Consider the following 15,401-nt stretch of genomic DNA (forward strand, 5'->3'; position numbering starts at 1 on the left):
TAAGTAGTCAGTTAGTTATCATTTTTTTATTAACAACTGGTCAAAAAACTATCTGACCTTACCCCTTAGGGGGAGGGAAAGGAAGGATTTTCTCTGGTTTTGTCCTGGAAAAAGAGCATGATCACATTGGAAAACAGACCAATAGCACGGTGAAAGAAAGTAGGCCGGATAAGGTGATTACACCGCTATCCGGCAATACAATGCCTGATGGCGCGACGCTTATCAGGCCTAAAAACCCGGTTACATGACGGCGGCAAATGCCTTCGCCACCCGCTGCACGTTACCGTGATTCAACCCGGCCACGCACATACGACCGCTGGCTATCAGGTACACACCGAACTCATCGCGCAGGCGATCGACCTGAGCAGCGCTGAGTCCGGTATAGCTGAACATCCCGCGCTGTTGCAGCAGGTAATCAAAGTTACGACCAGGGATCTCCGCATTCAATACGTTAACCAGCGCCTGGCGCATCGCCAGAATACGGGTACGCATCTCTTCGACTTCCGCCAGCCAGCTGGCTTTCAGCGCGTCATCACCCAACACTGCGGCCACAACCTGCGCACCAAAGTTTGGCGGGCTGGAATAGTTACGACGCACCGTCGCTTTTAGCTGCCCCAGAACGCGGCTGGCGGCATCAGCGTCTTCACAGACCACTGAAAGTCCGCCGACACGCTCGCCGTACAAAGAGAAAATCTTCGAGAATGAATTGCTGACCAGTGCAGGCAATCCGGCGCTGGCAATGGCGCGGATCGCATAGGCATCGTCTTCCATTCCACCGCCGAAACCCTGGTAAGCAATATCCAGGAACGGGATCAGATCGCGAGCTTTCAGGATCTCAATGACACCATCCCACTGCGCGGGGGTTAAATCCGCACCCGTCGGGTTATGGCAGCATGGATGCAACAGTACGATGCTGCGCGCCGGTAAGGTGTTCAGCGTGGCCAGCAGGTCGTTGACACGCACGCCATTGGTGGTGTCGTCATACCAGGGGTAAGTACTTACTTCGAATCCAGCACCTTCAAAAATCGCGATGTGGTTTTCCCAGGTCGGATCGCTGACCCACACGCCAGAATCAGGGAAATAGCGTTTCAGGAAGTCTGCGCCAACCTTTAGCGCACCGGAGCCGCCCAGCGTCTGAATCGTTGCGACGCGCTGCTGCTGGAGAACCGGATGATCTGCGCCAAACAACAGCGGCGCAATAGTATGGCGATAAGTGTTCAGGCCTTCCATCGGCAGATACAGCGAAGCGCCATGCGGTTTGGCATTCAGTCGGGCTTCCGCTTCTGCCACCGCTTTAAGCTGAGGAATAATGCCGTCTTCGTTGTAGTACAGACCGATGCTGAGGTTCACTTTGTCGCTACGTGAATCTTCTTTGAAACGCTCCATGAGCGATAAAATCGGGTCGCCGGCGTAGGCGTCAACTTTTTGAAACACGTGTGGTTCTCCAGGTTTACAGGCAGGGGTTAAGAACACAATAAACCGGAAGCGGGAGAAGATCGAGAGGATGTTGAGAGGAATATTGCCGGATGGCGGCGTAACCGCCTTATCCGGCACATCATGAACTTAATCGATATACTTCATTGCCACCCTTGAGGTCAGGCGCGTGATAAGTTCGTAAGCACTTACTTTCGTCATTTCAGCAATGCGTTCAACGGGCAGACCTTCACCCCACAGGATAACCGAATCGCCGGCTTTATCCTGCGCCTCGGGACCTAAATCGACACAAATCATATCCATCGCGACGCGACCGACGATCGGCACTTCACGGCCATTGACCAGTACCGGTGTCCCAGACGGCGCAGCGCGCGGATAACCATCGCCATAGCCCATCGCCACCACGCCCAGACGCGTGTCGCGCTCGCTCAGCCAGGTTCCACCATAGCCAACCGGCTCGCCCGCTTTGTGTTCACGCACCGCAATCAGGCTGGAAGTGAGCGACATCACCGGCTGGCAGCCAAAATCGGCACCGATAGAGTGGTTTTCCAACGGCGATACGCCATACAGAATCAGCCCCGGACGCGCCCAGTCGAAGTGAGACTGCGGCCACAGCAGAATACCTCCCGACGCGGCGATCGAACGCTGACCCGGTTTACCTGCGCAAAAGCTATTGAAGATATCGAGCTGCTTTTCGGTCGCGCCGCACTCAGGCTCGTCCGCGCGCGCAAAGTGGCTGACGATATTGACCGGCTGGCGCACGTTTTCGCATTGCGTCAAGCGCTGATAAAACGCCTCGGCCTGCTCCGGACGCACGCCCAGGCGGTGCATTCCCGTGTCGAGCTTCATCCAGACGGTGACCGGTTCAGCCAGTACCGCGGCTTCCAGAGCTTCAAGCTGCTCTTGGTTGTGGACGGCAGTATGCAGACGCTGCGCGGAGATAGTCGGCAGATCGGAAGCATCAAAAAATCCTTCCAGCAGCAGGATGGGCTGCGTGATCCCTCCCGCTCGCAACCGCAGGGCTTCTTCAAGACGAGCGACACCAAAAGCGTCCGCATCGGGGAGCGTTCGCGCGGTCTCTAACAGACCATGGCCGTAAGCGTTCGCTTTCACGACCGCAACCAGTTTACTGGCTGGAGCCAGTTCACGCAGACGTTGCAGGTTGTGTCGCAGAGCGCGGCGGTTAATGACTACAGTTGCCGCTTGCATTTGTATTCCTTGATAAGTATTTGCTTGAGTAACCTGATTCAGTGTTGTTATTCGTCGTCGTACTGCGGGCCAGCATAGTTATCGAAGCGCGACCACTGACCGTTAAACGTCAGGCGCACCGTACCGATCGGGCCGTTACGCTGTTTACCGATAATGATCTCGGCGATGCCTTTCAGGTCGCTGTTTTCGTGATAAACCTCATCACGATAGATAAACATGATTAAGTCGGCATCCTGCTCGATGGAGCCGGACTCACGCAGATCCGAGTTGACCGGACGCTTATCGGCGCGTTGTTCCAGAGAGCGGTTAAGCTGCGACAGCGCCACCACTGGCACATGCAGTTCTTTCGCTAACGCTTTCAGCGAGCGGGAAATTTCAGCAATTTCCAGCGTACGGTTGTCGGAGAGCGACGGCACGCGCATCAGCTGCAGGTAGTCGATCATGATAAGTCCGATACCACCGTGTTCGCGGGCGATACGACGGGCACGCGAGCGCACTTCCGTTGGCGTCAGGCCGGAGGAGTCATCAATATAGATGTTTCGTTTCTCCAGCAAAATACCCATTGTTCCGGAAATTCGCGCCCAGTCTTCATCATCCAGTTGACCGGTACGGATTTTGGTTTGGTCTACACGTGAGAGTGAGGCCAGGGAACGCATCATGATCTGTTCTGAGGGCATTTCAAGACTAAAGATAAGAACCGGCTTATCTTGCAGCATCGCCGCATTTTCGACGAGGTTCATTGCAAATGTCGTTTTACCCATCGACGGACGCGCGGCGACGATAATTAAGTCTGACGGCTGCAAACCAGCAGTCTTTTTATTGAGGTCGTCATAACCGGTGTTGACCCCGGTGACACCATCGTGTGGTTGCTGGAACAGTTGTTCGATACGCGCGACGGTAGCGTCGAGCACATCGGTAATATTTTTCGGACCTTCGTCTTTATTGGCGCGACTTTCAGCAATTTTAAAGACGCGGGATTCCGCGAGGTCCAGCAGATCTTCACTGGAACGGCCTTGCGGATCAAACCCAGCTTCCGCGATCTCGTTCGCCACCGAAATCATGTCACGAACAACGGCACGTTCGCGGACAATATCCGCATAGGCACTAATGTTCGCTGCACTTGGCGTATTTTTAGATAACTCAGCCAGGTAAGCAAAACCGCCGACGCTGTCCAGTTGCCCCTGAACTTCCAGCGATTCTGCAAGCGTGATCAGATCGATGGGTTTTCCCATCTCCTGCAGGCGATGCATTTCGGTGAAGATGTGCCGGTGCGGTCGGGTATAAAAATCTTCCGCCACCACACGCTCGGCCACATCGTCCCAGCGTTCGTTATCCAGCATTAAACCGCCCAACACCGACTGTTCCGCTTCAATCGAGTGCGGCGGTACTTTCAGCCCGGCGACCTGGGGATCGCGCTCACGAGCATCAGTCTGTTGTTTGTTGAAGGGTTTATTTCCTGCCATAGTGAATGGAGTTACCGAGATAATGATTGGGTCGAAAGATTACCACATTTCTTTTGGAGGAAGCATGGCAACACGTATTGAATTTCACAAGCATGGTGGCCCTGATGTACTCAAGGCAGTGGAGTTTACGCCCGTAGACCCGGCGGAAAATGAAATCCAGGTCGAGAACAAAGCGATTGGGATCAACTATATCGACACCTATATCCGCAGTGGTCTTTATCCGCCGCCTTCTCTGCCCAGCGGTCTGGGTACCGAAGCCGCAGGCGTGGTCAGTAAAGTCGGTAGCAAAGTGACGCACATTAAAGCCGGCGATCGCGTGGTTTACGCTCAGTCTCCCCTGGGCGCCTACAGCTCAGTGCATAACGTCCCGGCTGATAAAACCGCTATTTTGCCCAACGCTATCTCGTTTGAACAAGCTGCAGCCTCATTTCTTAAAGGGCTCACCGTTTTTTATCTGTTGCGTAAGACCTATGAAATTCAGCCCGATGAACCATTTTTGTTCCATGCGGCAGCAGGCGGCGTCGGTATGATTGCCTGCCAGTGGGCAAAAGCATTGGGTGCGAAGCTGATTGGCACTGTCGGTAATGCGCAAAAAGCGCAAATTGCGCTGCAGGCCGGCGCATGGCAGGTCATTAACTATCGTGAAGAGAGCATTGTAGAACGTGTAAAAGAGATCACTGGCGGTAAAAAAGTGCGGGTGGTGTATGACTCGGTGGGGAAAGATACCTGGGAAGCCTCACTGGATTGCCTGCAGCGCCGGGGGCTCATGGTCAGCTTTGGTAATGCTTCCGGACCGGTGACTGGCGTTAACTTAGGCATTCTGAATCAGAAAGGTTCGCTGTACGTGACTCGCCCTTCACTCCAGGGTTACATCACCAACCACCATGAATTAACCGAAGCCAGCAATGAGCTTTTCTCGCTGATTGCCAGCGGAGTGATCAAAGTGGATGTCGCACCGGGCCAGACGTTCGCACTGCACGACGCGCAGCGTGCTCATGAAGTGCTGGAAAGCCGGGCCACACAGGGGTCGAGTTTGCTGATCCCGTAACGCCCTCATTTCCGTTAAATAATTCAAGCCGCCAACAAACCTGCGGTTTGAATTATGAAGGGGGAAGAAAGAATTAGGGCTTCCCGTAGGAAGCCCTTTCTTTTTTTAGTTCGGCTGTATGTAGGGTACAGCTCGATGAATTCGTTAACCTGGCAATAGTGACAGATTTGATAATCAATTCCTATTTGCTTCTAAAGGCAATGTTGCAGGTTGTGACACACCGCTCAATACCTTAGTAAAATCGGCGGTTATTGCGCTGATACTGTGGGACTTTTGGCGCTTTTATCGCCTTGATAACCCACACCACGGCAACGGCCAATAACAGCCAGGGCAACAGTTTAATCATCAACGCAAATAGTCCGCCCAAAAACATCACCACAGTGGCTACCACCAATGCGGCCAGCACTCCCAGCAAAGATACGCCGGTGACCATCAGCATGATAAAAAATCCAATCACAAAAAGTAGTTCCAGCATGGCTCTCTCCCGAAATGAAATACTCTCCACAGCTTTACAAGAAACATGCCAAAATTAATATATTGATTTATAAAGCAAACGCCCCGCGACGAAGCGCAGGGCGTGGTGAAATTCACTAACTTTTGGCGAAAACTTAACGTTTGTCTGCCACCAGCTTCAGCGCATGTTCCAGAACCTCAATATCTGCCCCGGCTTTATGCGCATTTTCGCTCAGATAGCGACGCCACTGCCGTGCCCCTGGAATCCCCTGAAACAGTCCCAGCATATGGCGCGTGACATGCCCCAAATAGGTTCCTTTACTCAGTTCACGCTCAATATACGGATACATCGCACGCACTACGGCGACCGGATCGGCATCTTCGCTGGTGACAGCAAAAATCTCGCGGTCAACGGACGCCAGAATGCCTGGGTTTTGATAAGCTTCGCGCCCCACCATCACGCCATCCATATGTTGCAGATGGATTTTCGCTTCTTCCAGCGATTTTATGCCACCGTTGATCGACATTGTCAGATGCGGAAAATCGCGCTTTAGCTGATAAACACGGTCATAATCCAGCGGTGGGATTTCGCGGTTTTCTTTCGGGCTTAGCCCAGACAGCCAGGCCTTACGGGCGTGGATGATAAACATCTCACATTCACCATTACCGGAGACCGTGTTGATGAAATCGCACAGGAATTCGTAGCTGTCCTGGTCATCAATACCGATACGGGTTTTCACCGTTACCGGAATCGATACCACATCGCGCATCGCTTTGACGCAATCAGCGACCAGTTGCGCATTCCCCATCAGACAGGCACCAAACATTCCATTCTGTACACGATCGGAAGGGCAACCCACGTTGAGGTTAATTTCGTCATAGCCCCGTTGTTCAGCAAGCTTTGCGCACTGCGCCAGCGCAGCCGGATCGCTCCCGCCCAGTTGCAAAGCGATCGGATGCTCTTCTTCGCTATACGCCAGATAATCGCCTTTACCATGAATGATCGCGCCGGTGGTTACCATCTCCGTATAGAGCAGCGTCTGGCGGGACAGTAAGCGCAAAAAGTAGCGGCAATGTCTGTCCGTCCAGTCGAGCATCGGCGCGATAGAAAAACGATGAGCGGGAAAAGCGGTAGACTGAGATTCAGGCAGCATGGCGAATATTCAAGCATCCGGTTAAAAAAGGGGCGCTACTATAGCATAGACCGTTACGATAGTGAGCCACATCCTCGCGGTTCCCCCTCCCTGCTCCCCGACAAGCGCTATTTACGCCCCGGTTTTCCGTCGTGAGATCCAAAAAACTGCGGCGGATGGTCGACCCAACGGTCCTCACGCGTGGCGGCATAAACCGGATTAAGCGGATAATAAATACGATTGTATTTTTTGTTTGCCTCACCCACGACCAGCAGACGTACCTCTTCACTGGTGTTATTGATAAAGGTGTGACACACGCCGGTGCCCGCCGGGAAACCGACGCTGTCGCCCGGTTCCAGCTTCCATAAATAACCGTTAATCCAGGCCTCAGGATATCCTTCCAGCACATAGATAAACTCTTCCTCATCGCTTTCAGCGTGCGGATACGAGGTGCGTCGGCCCGGCGGCAGGCGCTCATGATGAATGCCGAGTCGCCCTAACCCCAGCTTGCGGGCAAGCGGCGCACCTATGGAAAACAGCTCATCGCTGTCGGGATAGGTGGAGTCATCAGCCCCCTCAACTTCACGCCAGTGACGAATACAATCGGGTCTTTTCATGATTATTTTCCAGTATTGCGATGGGTCAGGTATAGCACACCGTGGTGGATCTCGGTGTTTTAAACAGAACATGTTAAAGTAAGGGATTAACCTTGCACGCAAATCGAGGCGCCAAATGGACAAAACCACCACGCAGGAGTTATTGACTCAAGCTGAAAAACTCTGTGCGCAACGCAACGTACGTCTTACGCCACAACGCCTCGAAGTGCTGCGCCTGATGAGCCTGCAGGAAGGCGCAATCAGCGCTTACGACCTACTTGACCTGTTGCGAGAAACCGAGCCGCAGGCCAAGCCGCCGACCGTGTATCGTGCGCTCGATTTTCTGCTAGAACAAGGGTTTGTGCACAAGGTGGAATCCACCAACAGCTATGTGCTTTGCCATCTGTTCGATCAGCCAACTCACAGTTCCGCAATGTTCATTTGCGATCGCTGTGGTGTGGTAAAAGAAGAGTGCGCGGAAGGCGTGGAAGACATCATGCATACGCTGGCAGCAAAAATGGGCTTTGCCCTGCGACATAACGTTATTGAAGCCCATGGACTGTGCCCGGCCTGTGTGGAGGTTGAGTCATGTCGTCACCCTGGCGAATGCCAGCATGACCATACGATTCAGGTGAAGAAAAAAGTTGGGCGTTAAGCGGGTGGGAGAGCGTACATCCTTGTACTCTCAGGAGGGAAGGGTTAATTACCAGCGGTAATCATTACGTTTTTCCCAATCGGTCACTTCTTTCTCCGCCTGATCTTTCGCGTAACCGTAACGCTCCTGGACTTTACCGACCAGTTGGTCACGTTTACCTTCAATGACCGTCATATCATCATCGGTCAGTTTGCCCCATTGCTCTTTCACTTTACCTTTAAACTGCTTCCAGTTACCGCCGACTTCGTCTTTATTCATCATCAAGTCCTCATCGTTAGGTTGTGAATAGCGAGAGTGCCATGTCCAGACACATGCTGTTTTTGCTGGACGTGAGAATAAGTGTAGTCAGGGATTCTGGGTTTTATTTACTATTCGGAATTTTTAACCATCCGCTCAGGCAAACCAGGTTCCATTACGCCAGTGACGCCGCCAGATAAAGGCCAGGGAAAGCCCACGCAGCGCGAGAAAAACGGTTAACGCCAGCCACAAACCATGATTTCCCAGCAACGGTAAAGCCAGTAGCGTTAATGCGAATCCTGCTGCGGCAACGGCCATACTGTTGCGCATTTCTGCAGCCCGTGTCGCTCCAATAAACATACCGTCGAGCAGATAACACCATACCCCCACCAGCGGCAAAACCACCTGCCAAAAAAGATAGCGATCGGCCAACAGTTGGATTTGCGGCAGCGAGGTCAGCAGCGCAACAATCTGCTCGCCAAACAGGGCATAAACCAGCGAAAACAGAATAGCCACAATACCGGACTGTCGACAGGCCGCCCGCCAGACATCAAGCAACTGGCTGCCATCCCTCGCCCCATAGGCCTGACCCGAATGCGCTTCCACAGCATAGGCAAATCCATCCAGCGCGTAGGCGGTAAACGTCAGCAGAGTCATCAGAACGGCGTTAACCGCGATGATGTCGCCTCCCAAACGCGCGCCAAGAACCGTAATGGCCCCAAAGCAGAGCTGTAGCAACAGAGAACGCAGCATGATATCGCGGTTGAGCGCCAGCAAACGACGGAAGTTGCCACGCCACGCTAGCTTCAACATTGCCAGCGAAATTCCACGCATATGCAGGACTTTGCGTACCATCATCAGGCCAATCAGCAGCGTGGCATATTCGGCAATCACCGTCGCTAACGCCGCTCCCTGCACGTTCATATGCAGGCCCATTACCAGCCATAAATCGAGCACAATGTTGAGAATATTGCCGACAATCAACAGGATAACTGGCGCGCGCGCATACTGAACGCCAAGCAACCAGCCGAGCAGCACCAGATTCGCCAGCGACGCAGGTGCGCTTAACCAGCGGATTTCCAGGAAGCGTCGGGCCTGCTCCAGTACCGCCTCACTTCCGCCGACAATATGCAGAGCCAGATCGATAATCGGCGTACGAAACAGTGCGATAAGCAGCCCCGCGCCCAGCGCCAGCAATAGCGGCTGCACCAACGCGCGCGCCAGCGCCTGCGGATTTTTCGCGCCAAATGCCTGCGCGGTAAGGCCGGTGGTACTCATGCGCAAAAAAAGCAGCAGCATAAAGAGAAAGCTGGTCGCCGTGGCGCCAACAGCAACGCCGCCAAGATAGACCGGACTATCCAGATGACCAATCACCGCGGTATCCACCAGTCCCAACAGGGGAACGGTGATATTGGAGAAGATCATCGGTAAGGCGAGGTGCCAGAGTGCTTTATCAGAAGAGGTAAAGAAAGGCATACAGGAGAGCCTGAGAAGAAGTTAGATGTACTGAAAAAAGATGCTGTGTAGGCCCGGTAAGCGTAGCGCTACCGGGCAAGTTGCCGGAAAGCGACGTAAACGTCTTATCCGGCCTACAGGGAATCAACAGAAAATTACAGCCATTCACCGTTACGAATGACGCCTACCGCCAACCCTTCAATAGTGAAGTTTTGCTCGCGCAGGTCGACAACAATAGGTTTAAATTCGCTGTTTTCAGGCAGGAGTTCAACCTTGTTGCCCTGCTTTTTCAGGCGCTTGACGGTGACTTCGTCGTCGATACGGGCAACAACGACCTGACCGTTACGCACATCCTGAGTTTTATGCACAGCCAGTAAATCACCGTCCATAATACCGATGTCTTTCATCGACATACCGCTAACGCGCAGCAGAAAATCGGCGTTCGGTTTGAACAGTGAAGGATCGACCTGATAATGGCCTTCGATGTGCTGCTGCGCCAGCAGTGGCTCGCCTGCCGCTACGCGTCCGACAAGCGGTAACCCTTCTTCTTCTTCCTGCAGTAGTCGAATACCGCGCGATGCGCCGGATACAATTTCAAGGACGCCTTTACGCGCAAGCGCTTTCAGGTGTTCTTCAGCGGCGTTTGGGGAACGGAACCCCAAACGCTGCGCGATCTCCGCACGCGTCGGTGGCATACCTGTCTGGCTGATGTGATCCCTAATGAGATCAAACACCTCTTGCTGCCTGGCCGTTAACGCTTTCATTCCGCCCCCTGGGTGTATATACAGTTATGCTGTGAGTATATACAGCTAAAGGTGATTTTGGAACCGCAAACTGCACAAAAAACAGGAGATTTATGCAGTTGTGGAATCTTTATCGCAAATGCGACCACAACAGGATGCCCCAGGTGATCAGAGCGACAAAAATAGACAGCAATACCGCCGCCGAGCCCATATCTTTCGCCCGACCGGAAAGTTCGTGATACTCAGAGCCAATACGGTCAACCACCGCCTCAATCGCACTGTTGAGGATTTCAACGATCATCACCAGCATCACGGAACCAATCAACAGCACGCGGGTAATGGCGTCAACGTCCAGCCAGCAGGCGATGGCTACGCCCAACAGCACGGCAACGCTTTCCTGGCGGAATGCCGCCTCATTGATCCATGCGGCGCGAAAACCTTTCCAGGAATAGCCTGCAGCTTTGATAATTCGGGTGAATCCAGTGGTATTATTGGCCATCAAAAAGAACCTTTTTACATTATTAGCGTCAATGTCATTGTAACGTTACCCCGTTTGTTTCAGGGTGTGGCAAAGCAGCGCGAAGTATGACCGGATACACCAGAAATTCACTAAACTTTCTGATATCCTTGCAGCGCATTTGCATTATTAACCAGAGGCTTTACATCGTTTATGTCCGGCTGGCCACGAATTTACTACAAATTACTGAATTTACCATTAAGCGTCCTGGTAAAAAGCAAGTCTATTCCGGCAGAACCTGCCCCGGAATTGGGGCTCGATACTTCGCGTCCCATTATGTACGTCCTACCGTACAATTCAAAAGCAGACTTGCTGACGCTGCGTGCCCAATGTCTGGTGCACGATCTCCCGGATCCCCTGGAACCGCTGGAGATAGACGGAACTCTGCTGCCGCGCTACGTGTTTATTCACGGTGGCCCGCGCGTGTTCACCTATTACACGCCGAAAGAAGAGTCCATTAAGCTGTTCCATAACTATCTCGACTTGCATCGCAGCAATCCAGACCTGGATGTGCAAATGGTGCCGGTTTCGGTGATGTTTGGCCGTGCGCCTGGGCGTGAAAAAGGCGAGGTCAATCCGCCGCTGCGCATGCTGAACGGCGTACAGAAATTCTTTGCTGTGTCCTGGCTGGGTCGCGACAGTTTTGTCCGCTTCTCCCCGTCGGTCTCCCTGCGTCGCATGGCGGACGAACACGGTACGGATAAAATCATCGCTCAGAAACTGGCTCGCGTGGCGCGCATGCACTTTGCTCGTCAGCGTCTGGCCGCAGTCGGCCCGCGCCTCCCTGCCCGCCAGGACCTGTTTAATAAGCTGCTGGCCTCAAAAGCTATCGCTCGCGCGGTAGAAGATGAAGCGCGCAGTAAAAAAATCTCCCATGAAAAAGCGCAGCAAAATGCCATTGCGCTGATGGAAGAGATTGCCGCTAACTTCTCATACGAGATGATTCGTCTGACAGACCGTATTCTGGGCTTTACCTGGAACCGTCTGTATCAGGGGATTAACGTTCACAATGCGGAGCGTGTACGTCAGTTGGCGCACGATGGGCACGAAATCGTCTATGTTCCGTGCCACCGCAGCCATATGGACTATATGCTGCTGTCGTACGTTCTGTACCACCAGGGGCTGGTTCCGCCGCACATCGCTGCCGGTATCAACCTGAACTTCTGGCCAGCAGGTCCGATTTTCCGTCGTCTGGGCGCGTTCTTTATTCGTCGTACCTTCAAGGGCAACAAGCTCTATTCCACCGTTTTCCGCGAATACCTGGGCGAGTTGTTCAGCCGCGGCTACTCGGTTGAATACTTTGTCGAAGGAGGCCGTTCACGTACCGGGCGTCTGCTCGACCCGAAAACCGGCACGCTGTCGATGACCATTCAGGCGATGCTGCGCGGCGGTACGCGTCCGATTACCCTCGTACCCATCTACATCGGCTACGAGCACGTAATGGAAGTAGGCACGTACGCGAAAGAGCTGCGTGGCGCGACGAAAGAGAAAGAGAGTCTGCCGCAAATGCTGCGTGGCTTGAGCAAGCTGCGTAATCTGGGTCAGGGGTATGTCAACTTTGGCGAACCGATGCCATTGATGACTTACCTCAACCAGCATGTACCGGAGTGGCGTGAATCGATCGATCCTATCGAGTCCATCCGCCCAGCCTGGCTGACGCCGACGGTGAATAACATTGCCGCCGATCTGATGGTACGCATTAACAATGCAGGCGCGGCCAATGCCATGAACCTGTGCTGTACCGCGCTGTTGGCCTCCCGCCAGCGCTCTCTGACCCGTGAGCAACTGACTGAACAGCTCGACTGCTATCTGAGTCTGCTGCGCAACGTGCCGTACGCGGCGGATGCTACGGTTCCTGCGCAGAGCGCCAGTGAATTGATCGACCATGCCTTACAGATGAATAAGTTTGAGGTCGAGAAAGACACCATCGGTGACATCATCATTCTGCCGCGCGAGCAGGCGGTATTGATGACGTATTACCGCAACAACATTGCGCATATGCTGGTTCTGCCTTCGTTAATGGCAGCCATTGTGACTCAGCATCGTCGTATTTCACGCGCCGCGCTACAGCAGCATATTGATGCGCTGTACCCGATGCTGAAAGCAGAGCTGTTCTTACGTTGGGAGCGTGATGAACTCGCCGGAGTGATTGACGAACTGGCCAGCGAAATGCAGCGCCAGGGACTGATCGCCCTGAACGATGACGAACTGCATATCAATCCGGCCCGCTCCCGTACGCTACAGCTGTTGGCGGCGGGTGCTCGCGAGACGTTGCAACGCTACGCCATTACCTTCTGGCTGCTGAGCGCGAACCCGTCTATCAACCGTGGCACGCTGGAGAAAGAGAGCCGCACCGTGGCGCAACGCCTCTCCGTACTGCACGGCATTAACGCGCCGGAATTCTTCGATAAAGCCGTGTTCAGCTCTCTGGTGCTGACGCTGCGTGACGAGGGATTCATCAGCGATACCGGAGATGCCGAACCGGAAGAGACGATGAAGATCTATCAGATGTTGGCCGAACTGGTCACGTCAGATGTGCGTCTGACCATTGAAAGCGCAGCTCAGGACGAATAAATATTCTGCGGCAGATATGGTTTGAAGTATAACGAGCATCTAAACAAAAAGCGGGCCACATAATGTGGCCCGCTTTTTTAGCTCTGGCTACTCATAGTTGAGCTTGAGGATCAAATCCTTGCTGAAAGGACCGAATTCAACCTCTCTCTGCGGATTTTTCGTTAGCTTCGCTTTATAGTTATGGGTCACCGTACTTGCATCACCTGGATTGTAAGTCGCAAAGGGATAATAGCGATTCAACTCAAGGTCTTCTCCTTCAGTTTCATCCCTTATTTGCATTAATAAACCATTCTTCATATCCGCGTGGCTCGTGCCATAGAGATCGTCAGTATTGAAACTTAGGGTAACATCAAACTTTTCTGAGCATTCTGCAGTCGCATCCCTGATCGTTGAAACCGAAAATGGCCTTTCGACCACAGTAGAATCATCCATTGTAAATGCCCCGAAATCGACGATTTGGCTTTCCGGGAAAACTTTGATATCGACATTACAGTCCAGGAACTCAATGTTATCCAACCCAGTGATATTGAAATTAAAGTTTTTCGCATTGGACTGTAAATTCGCACCGCCATCACCATCAAACTGCAACACATTAATAGCGCCGAAGTTATAGACAGCATCAGGGTCAGCAGGAAAGGCTTTTAACTTCACATACAAACGAAAGCGAGCGTTAAAAGTGGTATTTTGCACTGGGTCAAACCCACCACCAGGACACGCAGACGGAAAATGATACTCAATATAACCGTTATCGAGCCCGATTTTATCCAAACAAGCATTGGTGGGAACTGGTACATCAACCCCATCGTAATCCTGACCGTTATAGTTTACGCCAACGATAAAATAGTCACTCTCTAAGGCGGACATGTCATTTTTCGCTGATAATTTAACCCAAGCGAACAGTTCTTCCGTCGGATCATTCTCCGTCCACCCCACCGAATTATCGCAATACACGGTGACGTTGATGTCCGAACTTTCCCATATTTTACTACCCGGTATTGCATTTGAAGGCACTTTAAATGGATTCAAACGAACCGTGGCGCTTGTATTTCCGCCACGTTGCCCCTGATAGCAATCAACCGCCCATGATGATGATGAGGCAAGGAAAAGCAATGCACAAAACAGCTTAATCATCGTTTTCATTATTTCCCCCTCTGCACGGGTTCGCTATGACAAACAGGTTGCACCGCTGTACAGTTCACGCTAAACATGTTTAAACCGCCATAGTCACCGATATAACCAATCTGGAATTTAGCGGGCAGATTTTTGATCTCTGAAGTGGCCTGATCAAAAGGACTAACCATAAAACTCTTTGTTCCCGGCAAAAGCGTTTTACCATCAACACCGATATAACCGATGGTCATGTGGTAAGGCGTACCATTTTTAACGGTAATTCCCGATACCGTGCGCGAGACGTCCACCTTTTCCATGGGTACCGCCTGACCCTCTTTCAGAACGATAGCTTTGGGACGCCAGAATAATTTCAGCCGACTCTGCATGGCCATTTGCATGACGTTTTGTTGTTCTGTACGCGGCGGAATTTCTCGTATGTTGTAGTAAAAGAGGGATTCTCTGTCTGCCGGGAGTTGCTTCAACGCGGGTTGCCCCATCAGACGCACCTGGCTTTGTTCATTGGCTTCAATACGCAGCAGAGGCGGCAAAGGTGAGATAAACTGCCGCGTTTTTTTACTGTCTTTATCTTCAACCCACGACTGAGCCAAATAAGGCAAGGCTTTGCTCTGGTTGGTTAATCTGATAGAGACGCTTTTATCCGTCTCATTAAAGATAATGCGCGTTCTGTCCGGAGAGACCGCGGCATTTGCAACAGAGCAAACGCTTAATAAACCGATTAGTCCTTTAACAATGTATGTGGGTTTCATTTTATTC

The 15,401-nt window shown here is 52.5% G+C and carries 15 protein-coding genes; 3 read left to right on the forward strand and 12 right to left on the reverse strand.

The window, feature by feature from the left end:
* Positions 1–240 precede the first annotated feature (240 nt).
* The 3 genes from tyrB to dnaB form a co-directional block, all read right to left on the reverse strand.
* Entirely contained in the window at positions 241–1,434 is a 1,194-nt protein-coding gene (gene tyrB, locus HV229_RS23395) for an aromatic amino acid transaminase (protein WP_047357730.1), read from the reverse strand.
* 129 nt (positions 1,435–1,563) lie between these two features.
* Positions 1,564–2,643, reverse strand: coding sequence for an alanine racemase (gene alr / locus HV229_RS23400; RefSeq protein WP_016155354.1), 1,080 nt, complete (start codon positions 2,641–2,643; stop codon positions 1,564–1,566).
* Between the two features lie 47 nt (positions 2,644–2,690).
* A complete protein-coding gene (gene dnaB / locus HV229_RS23405; protein ID WP_003826610.1) occupies positions 2,691–4,106 on the reverse strand; it encodes a replicative DNA helicase in 1,416 nt (471 codons plus the stop codon).
* 64 nt (positions 4,107–4,170) lie between these two features.
* On the opposite strand from dnaB, the gene HV229_RS23410 reads away from it, so the two are divergent.
* A complete protein-coding gene (locus HV229_RS23410) occupies positions 4,171–5,154 on the forward strand; it encodes a quinone oxidoreductase (protein WP_016155445.1) in 984 nt (327 codons plus the stop codon).
* 232 nt (positions 5,155–5,386) lie between these two features.
* Here HV229_RS23410 and pspG read toward each other — a convergent pair whose 3' ends face one another.
* The 3 genes from pspG to HV229_RS23425 all read right to left on the reverse strand — a co-directional run bounded on the left by pspG (position 5,387) and on the right by HV229_RS23425 (position 7,357).
* Positions 5,387–5,629 carry an envelope stress response protein PspG gene (pspG, locus tag HV229_RS23415; protein WP_016155352.1) on the reverse strand — a complete coding sequence of 81 codons (243 nt, stop codon included), beginning with the start codon at positions 5,627–5,629 and terminating at the stop codon, positions 5,387–5,389.
* 133 nt (positions 5,630–5,762) lie between these two features.
* Positions 5,763–6,761, reverse strand: coding sequence for a tRNA dihydrouridine(20/20a) synthase DusA (gene dusA / locus HV229_RS23420; RefSeq protein WP_181546505.1), 999 nt, complete (start codon positions 6,759–6,761; stop codon positions 5,763–5,765).
* A gap of 107 nt (positions 6,762–6,868) precedes the next feature.
* Positions 6,869–7,357 carry a cupin domain-containing protein gene (locus HV229_RS23425; RefSeq protein ID WP_016155350.1) on the reverse strand — a complete coding sequence of 163 codons (489 nt, stop codon included), beginning with the start codon at positions 7,355–7,357 and terminating at the stop codon, positions 6,869–6,871.
* Positions 7,358–7,472: 115 nt separating this feature from the next.
* On the opposite strand from HV229_RS23425, the gene zur reads away from it, so the two are divergent.
* Complete coding sequence (gene zur, locus HV229_RS23430; protein WP_046275041.1) at positions 7,473–7,991, forward strand: zinc uptake transcriptional repressor Zur; 519 nt, start codon at positions 7,473–7,475, stop codon at positions 7,989–7,991.
* Positions 7,992–8,039: 48 nt separating this feature from the next.
* On the opposite strand, the gene HV229_RS23435 is transcribed toward zur, so the two are convergent.
* The 4 genes from HV229_RS23435 to HV229_RS23450 form a co-directional block, all read right to left on the reverse strand.
* A complete protein-coding gene (locus HV229_RS23435) occupies positions 8,040–8,249 on the reverse strand; it encodes a CsbD family protein (RefSeq protein WP_019077869.1) in 210 nt (69 codons plus the stop codon).
* A gap of 135 nt (positions 8,250–8,384) precedes the next feature.
* Complete coding sequence (dinF, locus tag HV229_RS23440) at positions 8,385–9,704, reverse strand: MATE family efflux transporter DinF (RefSeq protein WP_049041229.1); 1,320 nt, start codon at positions 9,702–9,704, stop codon at positions 8,385–8,387.
* Between the two features lie 134 nt (positions 9,705–9,838).
* Positions 9,839–10,447, reverse strand: a complete 609-nt coding sequence (gene lexA / locus HV229_RS23445; protein WP_003826596.1) for a transcriptional repressor LexA — start codon at positions 10,445–10,447, stop codon at positions 9,839–9,841.
* Between the two features lie 109 nt (positions 10,448–10,556).
* The gene (locus HV229_RS23450; protein ID WP_003826594.1) at positions 10,557–10,925 is read right to left on the reverse strand and encodes a diacylglycerol kinase; all 369 of its coding nucleotides are present in this window, start codon (positions 10,923–10,925) and stop codon (positions 10,557–10,559) included.
* A gap of 171 nt (positions 10,926–11,096) precedes the next feature.
* On the opposite strand from HV229_RS23450, the gene plsB reads away from it, so the two are divergent.
* Positions 11,097–13,517, forward strand: a complete 2,421-nt coding sequence (plsB, locus tag HV229_RS23455) for a glycerol-3-phosphate 1-O-acyltransferase PlsB (protein WP_046275043.1) — start codon at positions 11,097–11,099, stop codon at positions 13,515–13,517.
* A gap of 87 nt (positions 13,518–13,604) precedes the next feature.
* Here the strand turns inward: plsB and HV229_RS23460 are convergent, their stop codons facing one another.
* Positions 13,605–14,657: a pilus assembly protein gene (locus HV229_RS23460; protein ID WP_181546507.1), complete on the reverse strand. Its 1,053-nt coding sequence runs from the start codon at positions 14,655–14,657 to the stop codon at positions 13,605–13,607.
* Positions 14,657–15,394 (reverse strand): molecular chaperone, encoded by a 738-nt coding sequence (locus HV229_RS23465; RefSeq protein ID WP_047357733.1) that lies wholly within the window; start codon positions 15,392–15,394, stop codon positions 14,657–14,659. The genes HV229_RS23460 and HV229_RS23465 overlap by 1 nt, the downstream gene beginning before the upstream one ends.
* Between the last annotated feature and the right edge of the window lie 7 nt (positions 15,395–15,401).

This window comes from Citrobacter sp. RHBSTW-00524 (genome assembly GCF_013747755.1).
Classification (GTDB): domain Bacteria; phylum Pseudomonadota; class Gammaproteobacteria; order Enterobacterales; family Enterobacteriaceae; genus Citrobacter; species Citrobacter braakii.